The 24413-nt window shown below is 45.5% G+C and carries 24 protein-coding genes and 1 pseudogene; 3 read left to right on the top strand and 22 right to left on the bottom strand.

All coding sequences use genetic code 11. The features are described 5' to 3' along the window. Window positions 1-6 precede the first annotated feature (6 nt). The 5 genes from HPL003_RS08520 to HPL003_RS08500 form a co-directional block, all read right to left on the bottom strand. Window positions 7-336: a DMT family transporter gene (locus tag HPL003_RS08520; protein WP_014279222.1), complete on the bottom strand. Its 330-nt coding sequence runs from the start codon at window positions 334-336 to the stop codon at window positions 7-9. Then, the gene (locus tag HPL003_RS08515; RefSeq protein ID WP_014279221.1) at window positions 333-1100 is read right to left on the bottom strand and encodes an HAD family hydrolase; all 768 of its coding nucleotides are present in this window, start codon (window positions 1098-1100) and stop codon (window positions 333-335) included. The genes HPL003_RS08520 and HPL003_RS08515 overlap by 4 nt, the downstream gene beginning before the upstream one ends. 75 nt (window positions 1101-1175) lie before the next feature. Then, window positions 1176-2549 (bottom strand): ABC transporter substrate-binding protein, encoded by a 1374-nt coding sequence (locus HPL003_RS08510; RefSeq protein ID WP_014279220.1) that lies wholly within the window; start codon window positions 2547-2549, stop codon window positions 1176-1178. Between the two features lie 32 nt (window positions 2550-2581). Further along, a complete protein-coding gene (locus HPL003_RS08505; protein WP_014279219.1) occupies window positions 2582-3421 on the bottom strand; it encodes a carbohydrate ABC transporter permease in 840 nt (279 codons plus the stop codon). After that, complete coding sequence (locus HPL003_RS08500; protein ID WP_014279218.1) at window positions 3421-4296, bottom strand: carbohydrate ABC transporter permease; 876 nt, start codon at window positions 4294-4296, stop codon at window positions 3421-3423. The genes HPL003_RS08505 and HPL003_RS08500 overlap by 1 nt, the downstream gene beginning before the upstream one ends. A 214-nt stretch (window positions 4297-4510) precedes the next feature. On the opposite strand from HPL003_RS08500, the gene HPL003_RS08495 reads away from it, so the two are divergent. Then, window positions 4511-5074 (top strand): GbsR/MarR family transcriptional regulator, encoded by a 564-nt coding sequence (locus HPL003_RS08495; RefSeq protein WP_043922595.1) that lies wholly within the window; start codon window positions 4511-4513, stop codon window positions 5072-5074. A 102-nt stretch (window positions 5075-5176) separates the two neighbouring features. On the opposite strand, the gene HPL003_RS08490 is transcribed toward HPL003_RS08495, so the two are convergent. The 5 genes from HPL003_RS08490 to HPL003_RS08470 form a co-directional block, all read right to left on the bottom strand. Beyond that, window positions 5177-6163 carry an SPFH domain-containing protein gene (locus tag HPL003_RS08490; protein ID WP_014279216.1) on the bottom strand — a complete coding sequence of 329 codons (987 nt, stop codon included), beginning with the start codon at window positions 6161-6163 and terminating at the stop codon, window positions 5177-5179. A gap of 19 nt (window positions 6164-6182) precedes the next feature. Then, entirely contained in the window at window positions 6183-6977 is a 795-nt protein-coding gene (locus tag HPL003_RS08485) for a TPM domain-containing protein (protein WP_014279215.1), read from the bottom strand. Then, a complete protein-coding gene (locus HPL003_RS08480; RefSeq protein ID WP_014279214.1) occupies window positions 6974-8008 on the bottom strand; it encodes a TFIIB-type zinc ribbon-containing protein in 1035 nt (344 codons plus the stop codon). Before HPL003_RS08480 ends, HPL003_RS08485 begins: the two co-directional genes overlap by 4 nt. 27 nt (window positions 8009-8035) lie before the next feature. Then, on the bottom strand, window positions 8036-8695 hold the full coding sequence (locus tag HPL003_RS08475; protein ID WP_014279213.1) for a PspA/IM30 family protein: 660 nt from the start codon (window positions 8693-8695) through the stop codon (window positions 8036-8038). A 316-nt stretch (window positions 8696-9011) separates the two neighbouring features. Beyond that, window positions 9012-9590: a TetR/AcrR family transcriptional regulator gene (locus tag HPL003_RS08470; protein WP_014279212.1), complete on the bottom strand. Its 579-nt coding sequence runs from the start codon at window positions 9588-9590 to the stop codon at window positions 9012-9014. 233 nt (window positions 9591-9823) lie between these two features. Between HPL003_RS08470 and HPL003_RS08465 the strand changes: the two genes are divergently transcribed. Beyond that, the gene (locus HPL003_RS08465; RefSeq protein ID WP_014279211.1) at window positions 9824-11050 is read left to right on the top strand and encodes an MFS transporter; all 1227 of its coding nucleotides are present in this window, start codon (window positions 9824-9826) and stop codon (window positions 11048-11050) included. Window positions 11051-11122: 72 nt separating this feature from the next. On the opposite strand, the gene HPL003_RS08460 is transcribed toward HPL003_RS08465, so the two are convergent. After that, window positions 11123-11521, bottom strand: coding sequence for a DoxX family protein (locus HPL003_RS08460; protein WP_014279210.1), 399 nt, complete (start codon window positions 11519-11521; stop codon window positions 11123-11125). Between the two features lie 67 nt (window positions 11522-11588). After that, window positions 11589-11816 carry a DUF896 domain-containing protein gene (locus HPL003_RS08455; protein ID WP_014279209.1) on the bottom strand — a complete coding sequence of 76 codons (228 nt, stop codon included), beginning with the start codon at window positions 11814-11816 and terminating at the stop codon, window positions 11589-11591. A gap of 230 nt (window positions 11817-12046) precedes the next feature. Here HPL003_RS08455 and HPL003_RS29660 point away from each other — a divergent pair. Next, window positions 12047-12362 (top strand): annotated as a pseudogene (locus HPL003_RS29660) (DUF817 family protein); the annotation flags it as partial. Between the two features lie 129 nt (window positions 12363-12491). On the opposite strand, the gene HPL003_RS08445 reads toward HPL003_RS29660, so the two are convergent. From HPL003_RS08445 to HPL003_RS08400, 10 genes are all read right to left on the bottom strand, one after another. Beyond that, a complete protein-coding gene (locus HPL003_RS08445) occupies window positions 12492-14642 on the bottom strand; it encodes a pectate lyase family protein (RefSeq protein WP_014279207.1) in 2151 nt (716 codons plus the stop codon). Window positions 14643-15310: 668 nt separating this feature from the next. After that, on the bottom strand, window positions 15311-15682 hold the full coding sequence (locus tag HPL003_RS08440) for a hypothetical protein (RefSeq protein WP_014279205.1): 372 nt from the start codon (window positions 15680-15682) through the stop codon (window positions 15311-15313). Window positions 15683-15696: 14 nt separating this feature from the next. After that, window positions 15697-16203: a hypothetical protein gene (locus HPL003_RS29655; protein WP_014279204.1), complete on the bottom strand. Its 507-nt coding sequence runs from the start codon at window positions 16201-16203 to the stop codon at window positions 15697-15699. A gap of 80 nt (window positions 16204-16283) precedes the next feature. Next, the gene (locus HPL003_RS08430; protein WP_238533456.1) at window positions 16284-16844 is read right to left on the bottom strand and encodes a hypothetical protein; all 561 of its coding nucleotides are present in this window, start codon (window positions 16842-16844) and stop codon (window positions 16284-16286) included. Between the two features lie 86 nt (window positions 16845-16930). Continuing rightward, window positions 16931-19909: a contractile injection system protein, VgrG/Pvc8 family gene (locus HPL003_RS08425; protein ID WP_014279202.1), complete on the bottom strand. Its 2979-nt coding sequence runs from the start codon at window positions 19907-19909 to the stop codon at window positions 16931-16933. A gap of 75 nt (window positions 19910-19984) precedes the next feature. Further along, complete coding sequence (locus HPL003_RS08420; protein WP_014279201.1) at window positions 19985-20401, bottom strand: DUF4280 domain-containing protein; 417 nt, start codon at window positions 20399-20401, stop codon at window positions 19985-19987. Between the two features lie 15 nt (window positions 20402-20416). Then, a complete protein-coding gene (locus HPL003_RS08415; protein WP_043922594.1) occupies window positions 20417-20923 on the bottom strand; it encodes a hypothetical protein in 507 nt (168 codons plus the stop codon). 14 nt (window positions 20924-20937) lie between these two features. After that, window positions 20938-22233, bottom strand: a complete 1296-nt coding sequence (locus HPL003_RS08410) for a pentapeptide repeat-containing protein (protein WP_014279199.1) — start codon at window positions 22231-22233, stop codon at window positions 20938-20940. A 76-nt stretch (window positions 22234-22309) separates the two neighbouring features. After that, window positions 22310-23725 (bottom strand): phage baseplate assembly protein V, encoded by a 1416-nt coding sequence (locus HPL003_RS08405; protein ID WP_014279198.1) that lies wholly within the window; start codon window positions 23723-23725, stop codon window positions 22310-22312. Then, a complete protein-coding gene (locus HPL003_RS08400) occupies window positions 23722-24396 on the bottom strand; it encodes a hypothetical protein (protein ID WP_014279197.1) in 675 nt (224 codons plus the stop codon). Before HPL003_RS08400 ends, HPL003_RS08405 begins: the two co-directional genes overlap by 4 nt. Window positions 24397-24413: the final 17 nt, after the last annotated feature.

Genomic DNA, 24413 nt, shown 5'->3' with positions numbered 1-24413 from the left:
CGGAAATCAACTCCATTTCAGTCCAATAATACCGATCAGGATGAAACCCATCCAGACGAGCGATATCGCCTTCATAGTCTCTCCGAAAAAGAAATGTCCTGCGAGAGTAATCAGCGTAATTCCTACCCCTGACCAGATTGCATAAGCGACACCAAGAGGCATATATTTCACAGCGAAATTCAGCAGGGTGAAACTCGCTCCGTAACAGGCAAACATGAGGATAGAAGGCCACAACCGAGCAAAACCATTCGATACTTTCATTAAAATGGTGCCACTCAGTTCCAATCCAATCGCCAGCGCAAGCAGAACCCATCCTACATAAGAATGACTCGTCATCGGCTCACCCCGACTTCCAGCAGTTCATGGAACGAACGCACCGTAAGATCGGCAAGTTGTATATGTTCAGGGCTTCCAACGGCGACCTTCCAAGCCGCTCCCGCTGAGCGCGCCATCTCCATATCACCATCTGTATCTCCGATGACCATAGATCGTGCAACTGGAATACCGAGATGCTCACAAGCCAGCAGGAGCATATCAGGAAACGGCTTTCCCCGTTTAACCTGATCCGTACCCACAACCACCGTAAAAAAAGAGTCAATCCCCATCCATTCCAGATGCCGTAGCGCACTATCCGTCTCATCGGCCGTCACAACCCCCATCTTCATTCCGTGGTTGCGGCATAGCTCAAGAAACATACGTACTCCAGGCAGCGGTCGAACAGGACGTTCCTTGCTTATTGCATATTCTGCTTGTAAAAAACATTCATTTACGTTGACTTTGGCTTCCGCCCAGCTCAAGCCTGCACGATACCCGTGCCACGTCAGCACCGCACGAACCTCTTCCATGGTCCCCATGGCGAGTGGTCCCCGTACATCATAGCCTATCATTCCACCTTGCTCATCATGGAACGTTCCCCATATATGAGGGATTTCATCTTTAGCGAATCGAAGTCCACGAGCAACAAGCCGCTCCCTAAAGTTCTCCATCACACAAACTGTCCAGAAGCCCCACATGGCTGTAAAATCAAGCAAGGTCCCATCCTTGTCAAACAGAATGGCCTCTATTGGGGGAGACAGGCTCCCAAAGTTTAATTCAGGCATATTTCACACTCCTTGTCTGCTATCGTACTGGATCAGAAAAGCGGTACATGTCTGCACCGCTCTCCCGAGGTGATCTTATTTTATCCGATCCAGTTCCTTCTGGGCCTTCTCCTTGGCTTCCTTCAGAGCCTGCTCAGCAGGAACTTTATTAATCTGTACTTGATCAGCTGCATCCTTCAGTGCATCATTGATCTTGCCTCCGGTCGGATCCTGGAACGGAGCAGAAGCATGAGAAGCCTGCTGGAGCGGAATTTTGATCTGCGGGTTCTTCTCACTGAACTTTTTGAATTCAGGGTCTTCCTGAGCAGACTTCCGAACCGCAATATAACCAGTGTCCATGGACCAGGAAGCTGTATTCGACGTTTTAGAAAAATATGTCAGCCACTTATACGCTGCCTTTTGCTGTTCCGGACTTGCTTCAGCGGGGATACCTGCCATTAATGCACTTGCTACAGGTTTGCCTTGACCTATGCCCTTCCAGCCCGGCTGTTCCATGGCTGCCACGACATTAAAGTCCAGGTCGCCCTGATCACCACTGGAACCGGTGTAGCCTGCTGCTTTATTTTTCATGACATCATCAATCGTTTTGTACCAGTACTCCCAACCTTGACCGCCAGAGTGAATACCCATGATCTTGTCCTCATGAATCCATTTGCGAAACAGATCCCAGGTCTCAATCCATTCCGGTGAATCAATCATCACCGTCTTGCCGTCATCACTCAGGATTTTCCCGCCCTTGCTAAGCACAGCGTCGATCATGTTATCGCTGCCCCACATCGGCTCCCAGCCATAGAAGGTTGTCTGGCCATTCTCACGCTTGCTCATCTTCGCTGCTGCATCGGCCAGGGCTTCCCAAGTCGTCAGACTGGCTGGATCAATACCATGTTGCTTCAGCGCGTCCTTACGGTAATACATGAGCTGCGTCGTTCCGTACATTGGCAAGAAATATTGCTTCCCATCTACCTGCCCCTGTTTCAGGAAGGTCTGAATAAAATCCTCTTTGTCGAAGCTTTGATCGGCTGCGATCATCTCATCCATTGGAGCAAAATAGCCTTTGCGAGCCCATTCGATATTAGAACTCAGTACAGCCGCAGGTACCTTTTTGGATGCAATAGCTGCCTGGAGCTTCCTTTCCGTCTCGGTGTAATCAGCTTGTACAATTCCTTTGACAATGACTTCGCTCTGCGATTTATTGAAGGCGTCGATTCTTTTCTTCATGTTATCTCCCAGTTTCCCGCCCAGACCATACCAGAACTCAATCTCGACTGGACCCTTTGATGTGGAATCAGCTCCACTCGCAGCCGAACCTGAATGGGTTGGACCACCAGCGGTTGAGGGACCACACGCTGTAATTAAGGCAAAACTTGCAGCCAGTACTAGTGACATGCCGCCTCTCCATCCGAGCTTTATTTTTTCCTTCCATTTCATACGTGCTTGACCTAACTCCATTGTGATTCCTCCTATATAATGTGTTGTAAAAATCAATTTTTGTTTACGCCAGCAGTCATGTTCACACTCTGCATGATCGTTTTCTGGGTAAACATGAATATGATAAGAAGCGGTGCGATGGTGAATGCACTGGCAGCCATAATCTGCGGCCATGCCAGTCCATAGGCCCCTCCTTCAACAAAAAAGCTGCGCAGACCAGCCGATACTAATTGCAAATTCGGGTCCTTGGTAATGAGCGTCGGCCAGAAATAGTTGTTGTACTGGTCGATGAATGTAATCAATACCATCACGGCAAAGGTCGAGCGAACCAGCGGCGCTATAATGGTCCACAAAATACGGAAGTGAGAAGCTCCATCCAACTGTCCAGCTTCCACCAGTTCGTGAGACACCTGCAGGAATGCCTGCCGGATCAGGAAAATGGAGAACACACTGACACAGTTGGTTACGATCAATCCCGTATAGGAATCCAGCAGTTTAAGCTCGCTGAGAACCAGATAGCTGGGCAGATAGACGGCTGTACTCGGAATCATGTAGCCTACCAGAATCAGTCCAGTGAGTACGCCTTTCATGCGAAAGCGCATATGGGTGAGTGCATAGGCCATCATGCTGGAATTAACAATCTGCAACAGACAGATCGCCACTGCTACAAACGTACTGTTCAGCATGTAGCGAGCAAAGGGGGCAGAATTCCATGCATCCATATAATTGCTCCAGCGGAACATTTCCGGCCAGAACGTTGGCGGGAACTGCCATATCTCGTCATTGGTCTTGAAACCGCTGATGACCATCCAATAGAAAGGAAATGCCATAGTCAGACTGATCATGCCAAGCAGCAGGTAACGGATGACTTTACTTAGAGTTGTCATATTCATCAATAGTGCACCAGGCGTCGGCCAAGCAGGAAGGATATCCCTGATAGCAATACGCAAATCAGAATAATAACGACGGCAATGCTAGAAGCTTCGCCTACATTGAATGATTCAAACGCAGACTGATAATACATGTAAAGCAGTGTCCTTGTTGCCCCAGCCGGCCCCCCCTGTGTCATCACATTAATCTGGTCGTAGGCCTGAAGCGACTGAATCGTAAGGATGATGGACAGGAAGAACGTTGTTGGCGAAATCAACGGCAAGGTGATACTCCTGAATTGGTCCCAATTGCCTGCCCCGTCGATCGACGCCGCTTCCAGCAAATCGGATGGCAGGTTACGCAATGCTACCAGGTAAAATACCATCGACCAACCCATTGATTTCCACAGCGTGACGATCAGGACAGCTACAAGTGCCCAATTCGGATCTTGAAGCCAGCCAATCGGGGAAACTCCGAGCCAGCCGAGCAAAAGATTCGCGAGGCCTACCCGGGGCTCGAAAATCCATGACCATGCAATGGAGACGGCTACGGTTGGCGTGACCCAGGGTGAGAACAGCAATGTCCGAAACAGACCAGACGATTTAATATTTCTGTTCATTAAAAGAGCTAGCGCCAGTCCACCAACAATCGTTGGTATAACACTCCCAAGGCCAAATAACAGAGTCACTTTCAGAGACTGATAAAATTCAGAATTCGTTAACAGATAGGTGTAATTATCCAAACCAACAAACAGTTTTTCCGGACTCATAAAATCCCAGTCTGTAAAACTCAGATAAACAATGTATCCTAGTGGTCCCAGCCAAAAAACCAGCAGCGGGATCAAAGCAGGTAGGGTGAAAAGAATCGCTTCTGTCTCCCTCCATAGTCTCACACGCACCTCGCACACTCCTTATGGTTCAAGTTTTGTTTTACATTGATGCGAAAACACTTCGAAACGTTCCTTTTTTCTCTTATGTACAAAAATAATTGTACAATACATTTGAAAAATTTAATTCCGGGTTATGTTAAAATAACGGGAGTCATGTAAAATATGAAGAATTAAAAGGAAATCCCATCCTTATAGTAGAGGTGAGATTGTGGGTAAAGAGGTTATGGAGGATCAGAATCATTCAGCGTTGCCTTGCCGGAGTGAATTGAGGGAGAAAGTTATTGCTGCAATTGCCAATACGATGGATTTGTACGGGGTCAATCATTCATTTGGTCAGTTGTATGGCATCATGTATTTCGAAGATAGGCCTATGACGCTGGAAGAGATGAAGACGTCTATGAACATGAGCAAGAGTAATATGAGTTACGCTGTACGTTCTCTTACCGAATCGCAAATGATATATAAATTGGAGGAAAAACAGGAACGAAAGGACCTTTATTGGGCGGAGACCGACTTTTTTCGCACCTTTCAGAACTTCTTCGGAGCTAAGCTGCAAAGGGAAATTGATGTGATGGAGGAAAGTCTTCAAGAAGCGATTCCAGGACTATCCAAAATCATTCTGGCGGAAGCAACCCTGCCTGAAGAGAGGGAGAAAGCTTTGCAGGACCTGCATAAGCTCCAGCACGCAGAGCGGTACTACATGTGGTTGCAGGAATTTGTAGACCAGTTGCGGGAGGGTGCATTTTACGAAAATACTGTTGGACTAACAAGCAGACACGGGGAATAGGAAGCAAAAAGAGTGAGCTTCGGGGCCAATCTAAACCTCGAAACTCACTCTTTTCTTCACGAAAAATGATCCATTACTTTTTGAGACTAACCACCCCAAGGGCTACACGCTCAATTTCTGTCCACAATTCGGGCAGAAGTTAGCTCCTTCGTTTTTGGTACCGCAGTTAGGACAGAAATTGGGCTTTTTATGGTCTCCAGAAGGAGCAGGAGATTCAGCTTGAGACTCGGCCGAAGGCTTTGGGTTGGGGTTCACATTTTTCATCATTTCATTCGCTAGATTCATCCCCATCATCATACTCGCCATATCCGAAGCCGCTCCACCGCCTTTTACGTTGCCAGATGCAATACCATCCGTCATCGTCACCTGTTGATACTTTTGCAAATTACCGATCATTTCATGAGAAGCCGTCTTCGTAATCATATCCTGAATTTCTTGAGGATAATTGAAGCTCATCACGTGAAAGCCTGTAATCGTCATGCCGTTGTCCATCACTTGCATATCTAGGTCTTCTTGAATACCCTTCGATATATCGGAGGCGTTCACTTGCAAATTAAACATGTCCTTCCCTTCTCTGCTGATCCACTTCATTAACAACTGATCTAGCACCGAAGTAATCCGGATTTTAACATCCTCAACCAGATAACTTTCCTTCATCCCGGCGATCTTATCTATGAGCGTAACATAATCGTCCACTTTAAAATTAAATGTGCCATTGGCACGAATAGGCATACCGCCCGGAAGCTGGGGAGTCGGGATCAATACCGGATTCTGCGTCCCCCATTTGACAGTGAACTCCTTCGTATTAACGAACAAAACCTCCACCCTCATGCCGCTGTTAAAGCCAAATTTAAACCCTTTTAGCGTGGACAGGAACGGGATAATCTCAGAATCTATATTGTAAGATCCTTCATTCTCGAAAATCCCTTCGATCTTGCCGTTATTTACGAAAATTGCGTCTTGACCGGAGCGGATAATCAGCTTGCTGCCTTTTTTAATCTCACGATTGCTCCACTTCCAAAAAATCATATCATCTCTGAATTCTTCCCATTCTACAACATTCGCAAATTGATTTCTAAAGAACCCCACTCTGCATCCATCCCTTCAGTTAAAATGATCCTCTGCTGCCGCTATGCGAATGACCGCCACTGGTGGTTCCCCCACCACCGCCTGAGCTACTGCTACTGCTGCTCTTCTCAATCTTCCGCTTCGTAGTCGTTGTGTGAAGGTACAGATCCCGATGCTCCAAAACTCCTGAAGTGCTTGCATCCTCGTAGGTCTGCCGATTTACCGTAACCCGACCGCCAGAATTGGAAACCATCTTGCCTACGATAATCGCCGCCAATCCCAGTGCAACCGCCAAATGAAGCCAGCCTTTAAAAAATATACTGTCTGGATTCACCCCTGGACGGATGGCCAAATATCTATGCGCACTCAGAATATACTTTTGGAATGCAAGCCCATAGTTGCCATTCGTCAGATCCGGGCTGATCTGGTCACGTATTTTATCAAGTCTGTCGTCATCCAAATACCGCTCCGCTTTGTAAAAGCCAGCCAAATATATCTCCCTATTCATCATATCCATCGTTAATATGACCGCGTTCCCATGAGATCTGTCATACCCAGGACCATGGTCATCATAAAAATCCTGCGTCAATTTCATAACATCCATATTGTCGGGATTGAGGGTAGTATAAATAATAATGTCCGTTTCTCTTTCCGCTCCGTATTGATTAGCCATAGTGTTCAACACATCATACTCTTCCTGATTAAGCAGTCCTGCTTCATCATAAATCAGTGGCTTCATTTCTGTTGTAACCGCTTCACCCTTCATTTCCATCGGAACAGCTAGAAAAACAGCAAAGAACAACAAAACGACCACAATCGCTCTATGTCTTTTCAATAAAATCCGCCCCCCATGATCAACCAAGTGATTAGCCTCAATGAAAAGAGGGAAATGCCGAAAATACCTGCAAACCAGGCCGTCACCTTGAACTTGCTAATCGGAGGCTTGCCGACTACTTTACCCGTCTGACCGTTCATGGCAAACGTATGCTCCAATTGATTGTAATCATAATGTATAACCCATACTGGAAGCAGGACATAATCCGCTTGCTTTAATATAGTATCAATTTGCTTTTCCGTATAGTTCACGGCCGTGTACTCTGACACCGTAGATTGAATATAAGAATCAATGTATTCCTTCACTTTGTCTTTCACTCGCGGGAAAAGCTCCTCTTCGTTATAACTGTACTTCTCCGCAATATAGCCCGCCAGATATGGCGTTTTAAAAGGTTTTAGCTGATCGTAAGGAAAAGGCTCTAATTTATCCATCAGCTCGTCGTTCATTTTCTCCGCAGCATCAATCGGAACCTTCACATAATTCAGGCGGATTTTCCGATATACATCAAAATGCTGCGTTTCCTTATACTCGTAATCCCCGCTCGTATAGGTTCTCACCTTGGTACCCTGACCCTGTACCTCAATTTTATTATGTAATTCATATAACCAGAAGGGCACATACATCCCGGTGATTCCCTTGATTCGATCTGCTGTCATGAACCGGTTCGGCGTCAGACGACCATTCTTGCACCATTTTCGAAAAGCTTGTATGGCTTCTTCCTTACTGATCGAAAAAGGAATGACCAGCGCCGGAGCCAGTCCCCCTGTCAGTCGATCGCCAAGAACAACCGCTGAACCGCAAAAGCTGCATACCGTCGCGCTTGTCTCCACTTCAGTCATAATGACTGCTCCACAGCTGGTGCAATGATACTCCTTGGCCTCGTCTTCTAAAAAAACTTGATTCGCCAAAGGATCCGGAAAATACTCGATATTGTCCCTTCTTCCGCAACTGTGGCAAGATAACATTCCTGTTTCACTGTCAAAGACCATGCCACTACCGCAGTTTGGACATTTGTATTCAATAACTGGCATCTGCTCACCTCTATCTTGTAGAAACTGTTATGGTTGCTTATTGTTTATTTTTTCTTTAATTGCAGCCAGCTCATCTTCCGCATTCGTACTCTTCTCATATTGTGCGAATAAATCATCCAGATCGTCCTTCGTCCCTGCTCTAAGCTCGGCTATGGCCATCGCTTCATCATAAGCCCGATTAACCTTCTCTTCCATGGCTTCAAAAACGGAATCCTTGCCACCCATGGCGTTCAATGATTGCTGTGCTTTGGCAGCCGCCATCTTCCCTTTTAGATTGATGCGCCGTGCTTCCAACTGGCCCATATCGGACACTAGCTTATCCTGCATTTGTTTCATACTTGCGGAGTTTGAAGAAGCTAAGTCATAAGAGGCTTCTAATTGTCCTAGTTTCTCCACCTGCATTACCTTTCTCTCCAGAAACTTTCGAGCGTCCTCATCATTGCCAGCTTCCACTGCCTTAATAGCATAATCCTGAAGCTTTTTGATCTCCGTTCTGCATTCATCCAATGCTCTTTTCGCTCTTCTCTCATCCGCCAACACCGAAGCGGTTTCCGCTTTCACTCTGCCCAGGTCGATGTTCAAGTTCTGCATGCAATCGTCAATTGCCTTTTCCGTATCTTCCACCTTATTTAATAAGGCGTTAACATTCATTTTCATAATATCCCTAAATCTCGACAGAATCCCCATCATGGTCTCCCTTCGAAAAGACTGCATTCCTACCATATAATACATCAAATTCGGAAAAAAGGGGTTCATTTCCCTCACATTTGGGTGTCTAGTCTACAACCTTACTCATGAAACAGAAAAAGCCCACTCTCTGAGCGGGCTGATCACATGGAGAGGAGTATATCCTTCCGTGTTATAGCTCTTCATATGTTTTGGGGTCCTGCCCCCATATCCGTCCTCACTGCTGAACGCCGGAATCACTTTTTTTCCTCTTCCGACAACTCAAAATTCGAAAATCCAAATATTGAGACATCCTCTTTGCTTCTCTATTCTTGATTCATTCCAAGCTAATTCCTTCGAACGCATTCATTACTAATTGCTGCACATAGGAATCGTCTAATGGGTCACCAGTTACCAGCAATCGATAAAAAATTGGTCCATAAATGAGATCTGTGCTTAATTCAATATCGAGATTTTTCTTCAATTCCCCACGCTCAATCCCTCGCTCCATAAGAAGCCTGGCCTCAAGCCGTCGAGGATGGAAATATCGGGTCCGGTATGCCTCTGACACTCCTGAATCTAGCTGCCCTTCACCTATTAACTCCGTGATGATTTTACCCTCCCGACTTGTCAAGAACCGTGTTAAATTCGTGGCATGAATGAGAATATCACTTAATACAGAACCCGTGTCAGGCACAGGTAATCTTGCTATGGAAGCTGATAAAAAGCCATCCATTACCACGGCAGCCTTGTTAGGCCACCATTTATAAATGGTCGCTTTGCTAACTTGGGCTCGCTCAGCAATTTTTTCTACCGTGACCGCTCCAAAGCCATGCTCCAACAGTAGATCATAGGAAGCGGTAAGGATAGACTTTTGCGTCTCGACATTACGCGGTCGTCCTCTTTTACTCTGCACTGGAATGCCCCCTTTCTAATAGATGTATGTAAACACAAAAAATAAACTGTACGTTCAGTATATCAAATATCGAGTAAAAATAAAACGAATTTACCTATTTACAAAACCAAACGTTCAGTATATTATTTAATTATCGAATTAATGAACTATACGTTCAGTATTTATTTTTTCTGGCAGCACTGAAATAATGAGTGTTGTTGCACAAATACTAAACAATCATGAGGAGGATTATCATGCAAAGAGAACAACAAGCCATAGAAAGTAACCGTATTTCAAATTGGATGATGTTTCTGTTGGCAGCCGCCTGCGGCCTTATCGTTGCCAATCTTTATTATGCTCAAACCCTTGTAGGGCCTATCCATGTTGCTATGGGCCTTTCTTCCACAACAGCGGGCTTCATTGTCACTTTAACTCAAGTCGGTTATGTTGTAGGATTACTGTTTATCGTACCGCTCAGCGACATTATTGAAAATCGACGCCTCATGGTCGTATCGTTAGTGATTACAGTCGGTGCATTGCTCGCAGCAGCATTCGCCCCCAATGCGCCGTTGTTCCTGACCGCATCTCTGTTCATTGGAATTGGATCGGTGGTAGCTCAAATACTGGTGCCATATGCCACCTACTTAGCGTCTGAAGAACAGCGTGGCCGCGTTGTCGGGAATGTAATGAGCGGACTGTTGCTAGGCATTATGTTTGCACGACCGATAGCAAGCTTTATAACCAGCATCTGGGGGTGGCAAGCCGTATTTATTTTGTCAGCGATTGTCGTGACGCTGTTGACGGTTCTGCTCTCGCGAGCTCTTCCTGAGCGCAAGCCCTCGCCTACGGTATCTTACAGTAAATTGATTTTCTCTCTAGGCACTCTTTTAAAACAAACGCCTATATTGCGCCGACGTGCCCTCTATCAAGCCTGTCTATTTGGAGCCTTCAGCCTATTTTGGACTGTCGTTCCTCTACGATTAGCGGATGATTTCGGAATGTCCCAGCAAGGTATTGCATTGTTTGCTTTAGTAGGCGTGGGCGGTGCAGTAGCAGCTCCGATTGCCGGGAGATTGGCTGATAAAGGCTGGAGCAGATTGCTAACCGGGCTAGCCATGCTCATTGCCGCCTTGTCTTTTTTGCTAATCTATCTTTTTCAAAACCATTCGACAGTTGCTCTCATACTGCTCTTTGTTTCAGCGATTACACTGGATATGGCCGTATCGGGAAATCTTGTACTTGGGCAGCGTGTGATTTACTCCTTGGGAAGTGAAGCACGGGGGCGTCTGAACGGACTCTTCATGTCTATTTTTTTCGTAGGCGGTGCCATTGGATCATCGTTAGGCGGTTGGTCTTATGCGCAAGGAGGTTGGAACTTAAGTTCTCTCATTGGAGTCGCCCTGCCGCTGTTAGCTTTGCTTTACTTTTTCACTGAGAAAGCAACGAATGGAGACGCACGAAAAAAAACTTCGACAGAATAACCATACAACAAAAAGTTAACCCCTATTCGTCTAAGTAGTTAGAGATACATAGGACGAATAGGGGATAAATTTTTATTGAAGTATTGCATCAATGGAATATGAGCCTGCACCTATCAAAGCAATGCCGATTACGACTGCAATAAGCACTAGCGGATATTCATAGCCATTAGCTGTTGCCCAAATCCCGTTTTGAGCGTGTACTTTGAAAATCGCCCCGAGCATAGTCAACGTAATGAGCAATGCAGCCAATGGAGTGAGTAGTCCTAAAGTAAATAGGGCTCCTCCCAGCAATTCCATCAACCCAGCGGAAACTGCCATGAATACTCCGGGCTTAATTCCGATCGATTCCATCCAACCGCCGGTACCCTTTGGACCATAGCCGCCAAACCAGCCAAAAAGCTTCTGAGCTCCGTGCCCCACAAATAACAATCCAACCACCAAACGTATCAGTAACAATCCACTTGCCAACATAAAAATCACTCTCCATATTGTATTTGTTTAAAGAATTTAAAGTTAAAGATATTCAGCAAAATTAAACTCATTGTTTAACGATTTGAGCCTGTTCTTTTTTCAGCTTTTCAGGAGTAACATCATCTCCATGCGGATCATATATAGTAGCATTCAGGAGGATGCTTTTTACAGAACCCCGAAAGATTTGAAGGTATTCTTTGCGAAGATCGGTTTGTTCCGTTTTTTCAATTTCAGTTAACCCCACTTCTTTTGCTTTTTGGGCAAGCTGATTAATTCTTTTTAAAATTGTAATCATATCTATACCTCCATATTTAAAATTTTCTTGATCACTTATATCTTTAATTTATTTATCTTGATATAAAGATATAATATTTTTTTATCCGTGTCAATACTTATTCAAAAGAATATCGATGAGATGGAAAATGAAAGCACTAAAACAAGTTTTGGTTGGGTGCAAGCCTTATCGTGTTTGTTTCCTGTCGTTATTTTCACCTCAGTGGTGGATGGTACGTTCCGGGCTTGGAACTTTGTCAGGCGTCGAGGAGATTAAAGGTGGGTTGGTTAAGTGTCCGGCGTTTTGGGTAGTCGTACTTCTTGCAGCAGCGATTTATTTGAATTTTTTCACCCACCATTTTTTGGATTGACATTCGTTGGTGGTCGTCTGGTATGGATCGCTGAAAATATCGCAACCTTCTTTGCCGCTTGGGAATATCCCAGCCAGGCCGAGGCATGGAGTCCTGTACATCTGGGAAAGGTGAGTTCGTGACTCTTATTAGTGATTGTCAACTTTCTTATAGTAGCGGAGTTAAAACAGGTTATGAAAAAAATTCTGCCGGGGTAAAGGAGACTGATCCCATAACGTGAGACAAATTAAAACACCTTCAAGAGAGTGCAACCATATCGCTAGATATGGAGACAATCTTGGAGGTGTTTTGCATTGGCAACAAAGCCAAAACTCATCAGAGATAATCTATTCCAATTCCATGTAATAAAGATTTGCAGGGGTATCTTTTGTAATGGTATGTGCGCCAGGAGCAAGTGATACGCTGACAATACCATCAGTCATTGAATAACTGGTTCCATCAACCTTGATTTTTGTTCCGTCTGCTGAATTAAACACTAATGTTAATGTTGAAGCTTCCGTAGTGGTAAAACCAATACTGGTTGAGCTCTCGATTTTTAAACTTTGAGTTAGAGTCAAACCACTATACTCCACAGTTCCCTTGTTTGCCGAAAGATTCCCTTTAATATCAAAGAAGTCGCTATTGGTTCCAGCTATGGTGAAGTTATGAACTTGTTCTCCAGGTGTTGGTACCGGAACAGGAGTCGGGGTTGGTTCTGGTGTCGGTTCCGGAATAGGCGTTGGCGCTGGCTCTGGTGTTGGTTCTGGAACTGGACCCGGGGTTGGTTCCGGAATAGGAGTCGGTGTAGGCTCCGTTGGGACTGAATTTCCCCCTACAGATACAAGTTGAGTTGTGTAGCTTCTTATTTTAGCCATTAGAGCTGAATTGAGTACATATGACGTGTCATCAATAGAATTATCAAATTTCCATGTAAAGTCTCCGTTATTCAGGCGTCCAGCTTTTGCAGTAACAATTTGTCCAACATCGCTTACGTTATCAATGTCAGCACCATTCACTCCAGTATCGACGCTTGTATCAAAGTTGTTATAAGCTGTCCCTCCTTTTAATGCTTTGTATGAGCTTGGTACGGTTTCATTTCTCGACGAAGCTAAGTACGCATCAAAGGAGTTTTTATTGGCCGGAGCTGTCCCGTTATTGGAGTTGGCATAAATCAGACTGGCAGCATCAACTATACTATTGTTGTAGGCCTTAATCACACCTCCGTTTTCGCCTGAAAATATACCTTCCCCTAAAGCATCCGTACCTTGCAAGGAACTCAGCATTGGGTATTTAGCATGTCTAAAATAATTAGATTCTACAAAGGCTGAAGCTCCCATTGTAACACCGACACCATATTTTGAGATTCCATCAAAGAAGTTATTATATATATGCACAGATGCCACTCTTATACGTGGATGACGGGAGTCTGAATGATCAAACCAGTTATGGTGGAAGGTGGCAAAGAATTCTGACGATTCACTTAAGCCGACCAGAGCCGCTTTTCCTGAATCCCAGTAGTGATTATAAGAGATTGTAATATAGGTCGATCCTTTTTTAAGGTCTGTGGAACCATCGCCCTTTGCTTGGTCAGCATCTCCTCCTGCAGATCCATAGAATATATCATTATTATGCACCCAAACATTGGCGTTTCCTGTATCCATTGAAATACCGTCGTCAGGGAACAACATCACACCCAGGTTTCTGACTTCCACATTTCCGACATATCTAAGAAGTATTCCCCATCCGTAAGCATAAGCATCGTCCCCGATACCTTCAAGCGTCATATTCATTTCCGAATAATTTTTTTTGCCTTTTACTTCAAGATATCCACTGCTATTAAGTTGTCCTTTCATGTCATCTTCTGTAACTTTTCCAATAAATCTGATTGCAAGCGGTGTTGTATCATAGCCTTTTTGTCTTAATGCCAAAATCTCGCCCAGACCAACACCCGTTTGAACACGACCTGAGCTGTTGGTTTTCACATCGAGGGTCACTGTTTGTGCAGTCTTGGATGTTACATACAGAACTTGGGCACCATTCTTAAGTGTTCCGTCTTCATTATAAGCACCCGAGCCCGTGCCATATAGCGAGTCTGATGAGAAGGCAAATCCAGATCTGTCATGTGACGCTACGGATAGATTATCTGAAACAGCACTGACCGTTGAACCGTCTGTTAGCCTGGCTTCAACTTTCATTACATAATCTCCAGCTGCAAGACCTACAGCATCAGCTCTCCAATAGGAAGGGTATTTCCGGATCAGTTCACTATCAATTTGTCGATAGTAAGAATCTGACGCGTTTACAGGTTTAACATATACATTATACCCCTCCGCATTGCTTTCAGGTGACCATTTTACATACGCAGTTTCATTCCAGCCTCCACCACCGATGATCGAAAGACCGGCAGCATAAGTTGTAGTACTTTGCAATCCTAATAAAGATATTACAAGAGAAAACAATAAAACAATACTCATTACATTTGTAATCCTCTTTTTCATTTCCATTCCTCCCAAGTTTGATTTGTTGCATACACCATTGAACCGTTATCAAAAAGCCGTCAAGTTTCTCGATTCACCTCCCCCCGTGTAATCATATGAATGGTACAGCAGCTTAAGATAGGCTCGTATTTACGTTATTAGATGCAACATCATGATCAAGCTTATTTTTGAGACTTAGGATATGCTCGTCCATATAGTTTTCATAGGGATAGTCCCTTCTTCTTAAAAAGATGAGAGTTTACTTCAAAATACGAAAGTAAGACGGCATATTTAACAATAACCCATCTTATGTATGTATCGGCCAGAATAGAGATTTTGTTTACAGAAAGAACCATCCTATGCGTTATTTTCAATGTATGTTCTGAATTAATATGGAAAAGAGGATGAACGGAAACAGACTACGGATCGAACTGAATCCGTCTTTGCCAAAGAAGAAAGCAGATATTATTACTCTGATAGGTCCTCTATTCGGGTGCCCTTATTTTCTTCTAGGAGGTTTCATCATGCGTATCATACAGACTTTGATTTTGAGCATACAAAAAAAGCTCATTCCTACTCATGGTTCAAGTTGGAAAGAGCTTTTGAATGTTTATCAAGTTTGTTAAATTTTTAGTGTTTGGTTTGTTGGTTGTATTGTACGACCTTGCTGTTACGTTGTAAACTCCTAACTATTGTCCATCCTCCTTTTTTATTTCTCTCCACTTAACCTCGCTAGATTGAATGTTTAGTACAATTACATCATCCAAACCATTAAGAACTATTTTAATACGCTCATCTTCACCATCAAATGGGAGTAAATCAACCTCTAGTATTTCACTACTGTCCAAATTAAATAATCGAGGCTCCGTTTTGTAAAATGTGACATCAGAGAAAATTAATATTCCAAGCTGCATTTCTGGTTCAGTTTCAACATAGAAAGATTGCTTCCACTGACACAATTCTAAAGTCATCCTTAATTGCTTCTTGACTTCATCATATTCTAATTCCTCTACAAGGCTATCAAAAAGAGTATATGCTTTAATAAATTCTGATGGTTTCATTTTTCTCTCCTAATCTAAGGTATAATGTGAGATGCTTTCGAGCCTTTTGCTACCGGATTACCACTAACATCAAGGTAATAATCATTTTTCCCTGTACTATTTGGGTTGTGAATATGATAATGGTCTTTCCCCTCAAAACCATTTGCTCCTGGTTTCTCAGGATCAAACCTAATTTTCATTCCTGTAGCAGGGTCAATATACTCTCGCGAGCTAGTATTCTTCATCATTCCCTCTGGCGTTGTATCTTTCCAGCCATTATTAATTAATTCCTTAGGATCTTTCGGTAAATTATTTGTAGAATACTTAGCTTGTCCGGTCCCCTTAGTCCCGGTCGGCTTCTCGTTTGGTTTACTTGGTTTCTGCGAGGAAGATGGTCCTTCGCTCTTTCCTGGCTTCGCACTAGAAGGCTTAGACAGCGTCGAACTATGTGGTTCCTCGCTTTTAGACATTCGATACAGATCTTTAACACTTTCCACTGCGAAAGATTTTGAAAAACCTTTGAGAAAATGAAAAAAGGTCAATCATGGTGGTACCTGACCATAATTGACCTATTGAATGATGGGTTCATTCAGCACTGGGTAGCTTCCCAAAGAAGAACTAACTATTTGATTAATTTCTTTATTTTTTGATAAACTTCTTCGGCGTCACATTTGTTTTTAGAATTTAGCAGAAGATTATCCAAGAAATCTTCGATGAAATTTTTGATAGTGGGTTCAAATATGCCGAGTGGTACATATTCAACTCCAATTGGATTGATAAAAGAAATTCCTTCCGATGAGTACATTGATTCATTATTCCAAGCAATCTCTATTTTACCGATAACTCTTCTGAAAAATACATCCGGCAAAAATGAGCCTGCTCTATTTGAAAACCATGAGTGTTTAAACTCCCATTCTTGCTTTGTATCGAACCATTCATCAAATTCATCGTCATTATCTGACTCAAACAACAAACAATTATCTATAATTTCAAGAGAGTTTTGTCCTTCAACAGGAAGAGGAAATGCTTCATCACTCAATATATGCTTAAGATTTTCGCTAAACCATTCAACAATATAAATCAAGTTCCATTGAAAGGGTGTTACAATGTCCTCTCTCTTATATTGGCAAACATCTCTTCCATAAACAAAGAATTCAAATCTTCCCCATGTTTCACCATTCAAACTGTTTTCATTAAAAGGATTACCTACAAATTCATATTGGATAGCAAAAGTATTTTTATCTCCAAATGTCCTCAGAATGACGCACCTCACTTATTCTTTAATAGCTTATTGTACTCCACTTTCGTAATCTTACCGTCTTTTAGGAACTGTCTTAATACATCGGCAGGTACTTCCTTAGCAGGGTTCGTAACTTCATATGGATGCCAGCCCGTTTCGCCATCTGGTTGAAATTTAACAAGTTTCCCCTCATGAATATTGTAAAGCTGCTTATTTTTTGATGATGAGTATGCTGTATCCAATAACTTTTGCCCTGTTTCAGCATCTGGAATTGGGTTTGGACTTCCCCACCCACTTTGGGGGTCATGTTTGGGACTAGGCTCATATGTTCTCTTCGGAACTTCACCTGTCCCCTTAGTTTCGGGTAGCTTCTCGTTTGGCTTGCTTGGTTTCTGCGAGGAAGGTGTTCCTTCACTCTTTCCTGACTTCGCACTAGAAGCCTTAGACGGCGTTGAGCTATTAGGACTTGGCCCCTCGCTTTCAAACATTCGATAAAGATCCTTAGTACTTTCCACACTATTGGATGCTCCGGTATACGTTACCGCCGTCCCATGTGCTCCCAAAACGACAGATTGTGCCATAGCAAGGACGCCTACAGGTGCCCCTACTCCTGAAGCTGTTACCAAACCACCTAAAAATCCTTCTGTCACAGCACCAACCGTTTCTACGGCTCCGGCTACAGTTGCCAAGGCATGTCCAATCACTTCACCTGTTTTACGCGCCTTCGGATGATCTGAAGTATATTCCTTATTCATTAATCCAAACGAATAATCTTCTACAACCGCTGCTGCTGCTCCTAATATAACTTCTCCACTCACATCTGCGGCATACTCCAACTCGTTCGCCATCTGCTTCGCCATAATGGCTTCATTTTCCGCATTCTGGACCTGGACTGCCGCCATAAGCTCCCACCATGACTGCTCTTTTTCTTCTTGCTTCGGCTTCGGCTGCTGAGCCATGTAACTGTCGTAGTTCGCCCTCCAGCGTTGTCTTAAGTCCGCAGGAATCTGTTGGTATGAATGTGCCACTTCATTTGCAAGCTGAGCTGCATGCCGTATGTAGGGTACTAAGCCCTCCAATGAAGTGGGTAACCCTAACGCACGCGCACTTGTAAGCACCTTCCCCAGTATCCACTTGCTATAATAGGCATCTCTGGCTTGCTCGTGCTCATACTGACTGATGAGTCCTTCAAGTGCTAAACCAGCCAAATATTTCAGCGGGTGCAAACTACCTTTAGCACCTCCGCCTCCAGCACGACTCGTTCCTATGCTGCGAACAGGAATAGCTGCGGTTGCGAGCAGAATCGAACCCGCTGCTATTCCCATAGGTCCGATTAGCGCTGCTGCTCCCACCGCAACTCCCGCCACTACTCCCATCAACGGAATGGAGCCTAACAGCTTGGACACCGTACCCAGCAACGCATCGGCTTTTTTTTGAGCTGCCGGGCTCGTGATCTTCGCGGTCGGCGTCTTTGCTGTGCTGTTGGATGAAGCCTTCGCGGCTGCGGATTGTGCTGCTTCATATGCCTTAATATTCATCAGCGGCGGTTCCGGTACGGGAGGAAGGTCCATGACGAACACTGGAGCCTTCACCGTACCCTCCTGATGAATCACTGGAGCCTTGGTATCCGTTTCGCCATCCAGCACCATACTGCTGGCGCCGCCCTTTAGATACAATGCACTTCCCGCCTCAAGTGACAGCTCCTGACCAGCATCCAGCTTCACATGACTGCCTTGAATCTGCACATTTCCCGGACTGCTGACGGTTATACCACTCCCTTCATGGAGTGTAATGGAAAATGCTCCCGAGGTGGACAGCGTTAGCTCTTGCTCCGACATGTCCACGCCACTTCCTTGCGCATGTCTCCATACTTTGACGTCTGGCTGTCTCGTTGCGTGTCGCTGCTGCCGTAGCGAATCCGTCACATACGCTTCATGTTCCCGGCTCGTCGGCAAGTAAAGCTCCACACGCTCCCCGATCTCCGGCATATCATACCAGCCGCTGTGTTCTTCCGCTACATAGCAAGTCGCCACCGGAAACCAGCATGCTTTAGCCGGGTCTTGTTTACGGTCGATATCCAGTTGGAGCTGTACAAAGTCTTGCTGTACCTTTAACACACTACCCGTCAATGTAATTCCCGTAGCCTTATCGTTCTCAAAACGGGCATAGCGAATATCCTGTTCAGCCTGGAGATCGTAACGAGTGAGCAACAAACCGTTCTCTAAACGTGTCACCGCCCGAACGACAACCAGTTCTTTTCCTGATCCAATCGGTAACGTAATGAGATCTCCTAGCGCCACATAAAGCAAACTTTCGATCACATAAGTCACATACGAACCTGCGCGTTCTCCCGGCTTTCCCTCATCTAGCTCATGAAACGTTTTCCGTACCCGGTAAAATACATCCCGTTCCACCTTATACGGTTTGCCTTCCGGCATCCCGAAAAAAACCTTGGGCGAAGCAGCCGTTACCTCCGGCACCAGCACCGACCCAAAGCGAGAGGCAAGGCGCTTTAAAAACGCCCAATCCGTCTCCTCATATTGTAAAATAAAAGTGTCCAGTTTGGCATAATTCGTGACGGTATCAATGGCATCTCCGTATTGGTATTTTCGAACCATCGTTGTGACCAGATCATCATAGGTACGATGAATATCCTGATAGGATCGATTTTTCAGCTTGATATCCATCTGGTACGAATGTGAAGCTGCCTCCAGTTCAAAAGTATACACGCCCCGAGTGCAATGCACCGATAGACGCGTAACGATGCCATGGAACAATCGTCTTAGCGATTGTCCTTGCTCATCCAATTGGCGGATGACGATCGGTTCATCCTCCATGTTCTGTCCAATACATGCGGCGCCCTGTTCTTCCGACAGCATGCCGCTTACCGTCAGATACGCGTGATCGTTGATGGCTCTTGTAATTTGAAGCTTTTCTATATGTAAAGGCTGAAAGGAACCGTAGAAACGCAGACTTTCATACCCGATTCCGTTTTGCAATACGCTCAAGTGAGTTCACGTCTCCTTTCAGGCGGCATAAAGCCGCGAGATCGCTTCCGAAACCTAGCGGCTTTAAAACAGACCCTAATCCAGCTCCTGCCCATCATTTTCAATTTGGATATGACCACAATACAGACACTGATGGGTACAGTTCTGTGTCAAGGCGGGCTGGCCCTCGATCTTCACGTCACTTTTCCCGTTCAGCCACGGCATGGTCAGGACCGGAACACACGGGGCTTTCTTCACGCCATAGATGTCCACCATCTCACTAGCCTGCACGGCTGGATTTAATAGACTGGAGCAGTTCCCAAAAGACTTGATGTTCACTCCAGGCACGCAATCTCCAATGTTCATTTGTGCTTTATTTTTAACGTAGACGCCATGGCTAAAAGGTCTTTTCAAACGGGTAGGTTGCGTGCCATAACTACAACTTAAGATCGCTCCTGCCACGACATAGCTTTTTTTCGCACCCGTTCCCGGGTTCACTTGAGCTTCTTCCATGTTGCTCTATCCTCCTTAGTGCTCCATCTCGATTCGTTGTACTCGAATGCCTGTAAAAGATCGACGCAGCAGGCTTTCCGCCACAGCCAAATGGATATAGATATGGGGTTCGATCAGTCCCTCAATCCGAAAAACAGGCGGCTCCATCTCCCCCTGTCTCAGTATCAAACGCTTCAACGTATCATTGGGGTACCATTCCGTTTGTGAGGACAAAAGGTCCACCATCGGCGGACGAAGCACCCAGTACACCTCCTGTCTGGCCTGCTGGAAATCGGTAAGGATGGCCGCTCTCCATTCCAGTCCCGGCATATATTTCTCCAATAATGCTTTCATCCGATCCGACACCAGCGGCAGAGGAAATTCCAAAAAATCTGGGTACACCGTTCGTGAATCGGTATGTACAGCCAGAAAAAGAGGATCATCCTGCTGTTCCTGTCCGGGGGTCTCCGTCAGGATGTCTTCTACTTGCAAGGGAGATAGCGCGGCAGGCTCTACCCGATGTTTTACCCGCTCATCCATCATCAGTCGAAAATATCTCAATGCAGCCACTCCCTTTTAGTCACGGCATCCCTCACCTGTGCAGATGCAGACGGCTCTCCATATGAAAGGGAAGCCTCAAGAGTTGCCCATTCCAAACCAATGGCTCCTCTACGCTGTTCATCGGTAAAAATGACTCCTTGTACAATGGCGTCCGTAAAATCAGCCCCGATCAAACAAGCCCCTTTAAAGGAGGCACCTGACACATCCGCTCCGGTAAAGCAGGCATCCGTTAGATCTGCTCCATTCAAGGACGCTTTTTGCAGCAGGGCATCTTGAAATACAGCTCCTCGCAGCTGTGCATCTTGAAAACGAGCCCCCTGCAAGCTCGCCCCTGTGAAATCTACGCCAGCAAAACCCAATGGCTCCCAATCTAAAGAATCATCTGATCCATATCCGGCGTTGCCCATAACGACATCCAATATCGCCCCTTTCATCGAGCATCCGCTAAAATCGGCTCCATGAAGCAAGCTGTATGTCAAGTCGATTCCATTTAGCTGACTTTCCTGCCACACCGTTCCAACCAAGACACAGCCATGCAAGCGACTATGTTCCATCTCGATTTGGCGAAAAGCCGTATAGCGGAAATCCAACTGACTATAATCTCCATCCGACAGTTGAACTTGGGTCAACGCCTGATTGCTGTACACATGTTCTTCTTTTTCCTCCAACCACGACCGAATCTCATTCGCCTCCATGGCTCTGCGATCTTCTCGATACACCGATACACTGTGGTCCATATATTCCCCCACACGAATCTCGAATATCTCTTCCCGCTCCAGCTCCTGAAACTCCGGTAAGCACACCGCCTTTTTTATCGCCAAACGCATCATATTCACAACGAGCACATGAATATGTACCGCTGCCTCCAGCATGACCTGCTCCCATTCAAGCTCCGGTAGAGAAACATGCTGCTTCTCTACCTCCCTTCGCAATTTTTGTTGCAAATCGGTCCAATAGGAATATGTCCAGCTTGTATCCCATTCGCTTCGGATCGGTTTAGAATCAAGTACCCATAAAGCGTTCGCTGCCTCCACCAGATAGGTAGGCCGCTCCTCCAACCATGTGGTACGTAGCATGGAGTACGTGATATAACCGATCTTTCCTTTTCTTCCTTGAAGCTGCTCTTGCCGAATGTCCCGGCAATATCCCCGAAATTCCTCTACACAGGCTTGAATCCGTTGCTCTTGCGTCACCTTGAACTTCAGCGCCCAGTCTCTGCGGATCAGGAACCACGCTTGATTTAAGATGACTTGCTGCTGCTGCGGGTCTAGCTCATATATAGGCTTCTCCATTTGCTTTCATCCACCACCTAAAGCTCTTCCTATTTCATATCATCATGCTGCTGCCATTCAGCCTCCGCACTACAGCCTAATTCGACTTCACTTCACTGCCCTTCATGTCCGCTGATCCGCTCAATTGAATATGACTGCCGTTGCAATCCATACGCAGCTCACTGCCTGCGGACAAACTCATCGTTTTCCCAGCAGATAGACTCAAATTGCCACCCGCTGAGATACTTACCTGCTTGCTGCTTACGATATGAATGCCTTCCTTGTCGTCCAGCTTGATAAAAATAGCACCATCTTTGCCCGTCACGACCAGTTCATCCGGCCCCAAACGAATCTCCTTGCCATGGGGTGTCCGCCATATTTTCATCTGCGGATTGGAAAACTTGTTGTGTCCGCTCCCTCTGCCTGCACGTCGGACCGCACTTCCCGCAACCCCATCCTCTTCACGGCTGCCCGGAAAATAGAGTGAAACTGGGTCTCCTTTTTCCGGCATCACGTACCAGCCGGTATGTCCCCCGCCGCTATACACCGTCGAATAGTTAAACCAATGCGCCTGATCGACCGCCTGCTTCTCGTCGCAATCCAGATGGATACGTACCTGATCCTGACGCACATCCACGACCACTCCGCTTAACGAAGCGCCCGCCAGCATTTCCTGATAGTAGCTTTTCTGCCGTAAGCCCTTGTACGAGGCAAGCACATATTGATGCCGCAGCAACCCCTGTCTCATTTCCGTATAAGCCTCAATGACAAACAGAGCATGTCCCTGAAATGTCATCTGGGCGCCCAGATCCAGTACCTCGTCCGTCTCTACCTCATAGAAAATAAAGTCATTTTCCGTCACCTTTGCCTGCTCATTCTCCTGAAAGTAGCGGAAAGGCAACATCTGCTTGCGCACCGTATAACGAGTATGATCCAGCACCACCTGTGCCGGGCTATCCTCAATGCCAAAATAAAATTTTGGACTGTCAAAACGGGCCACAGGCATCAGGCTCGTGTGATAACGGGAAGCCATGCGTCTTAAAAAAGCCCAGTCCGTCTCCTGATACTGGATGGCCAGTCGTCCGATTTGCTCTCCACCTGTCGCTCCATCAATCACATCCAGCCCTTCGTAGTCCTTGCCGATCTGCCCCAGCATCTGAGGAATGGTCATTTTGGTATATTGAAAAGAACGAGTACGCTGCTGGATATCCATCCGGTAGGTATGGGAAATCGCCTCCACTTCCAGATAGTACACGTCCCGCACGACCTTCACTTCGACCGATAGGGCAATCCCGCTGAACAGCGGCTTGCTTTCGCCCGATTCATCCCGCTGGCTCACCTGGATGACGGTGTTCTTTTCCGTCGTTTCCACATAGCTGTCCTGCATGTCTTCCGGGATGATCCCTGTAAAATAGAGCCGGGTATGCTCGTTGATTTTCTTCGTGAGGGTAAGCTGCTCCAGCTCGACCAGCTCGTAGGGATGGATTTGGATATTATCGTAGCCCAGACTCATAACGAATCCGCTCCTTTCTCAAACGTAGGATGTAAGGGCAACGGCACTCTATGGAGCGATTGTGCTGTATTTTCCGCTACAGGCAGCCATACCTCCATGTCCGATTCCATACAGTTAAACGTACCCATCATCACCTGTCCTGCATGGATGAACAGCAGGATTTCGTTGTACAAATTCGTATCCACGCCTGCAGCTATAAAACGGATCATCCCGATGGACAGCCCGGAAGGATTCACGATCATTTCAGTACCTATCCAATTACGAATCGGTTGTACAGAGCGCAGAACGTCCGCCATTTGCTCCACAAACTCGGGAAGCCCCTCGACTGCCAAAGTGGTTTCTGTCGGATTAAAGGTAATATTCGCCGTTCCATCTTCCGAGGTATAAATGACCTCCGGACGATGTTCCGATGGATATTTAAATTTGGCTTGCTCTAGTGGCATCAGGCTAAAAGATTTCGGGACGCTAATCTCCATTTGTCCGTCCAAAATCACTCTCCATTCCAACGTAATGAGCTCATCACCCAACCGTAATGCCGAATTTTTCTCAGAAACGAATTTGTCCTGATCGGTTACAGCAGTTTGAGATAGGCTCGTATTTACATTATTAGATGCAACATCATGATTAAGCTTATTTTTGAGACTTAGAATATGCTCGTCCATATAGTTCATAGGGGTAGTCCCTTCTT

The sequence above is a fragment of the Paenibacillus terrae HPL-003 genome, from assembly GCF_000235585.1.
In the GTDB taxonomy this organism is placed as follows: Bacteria; Bacillota; Bacilli; order Paenibacillales; family Paenibacillaceae; genus Paenibacillus; species Paenibacillus terrae_B.
This window is presented reverse-complemented; position numbering and strand designations above follow the sequence as displayed.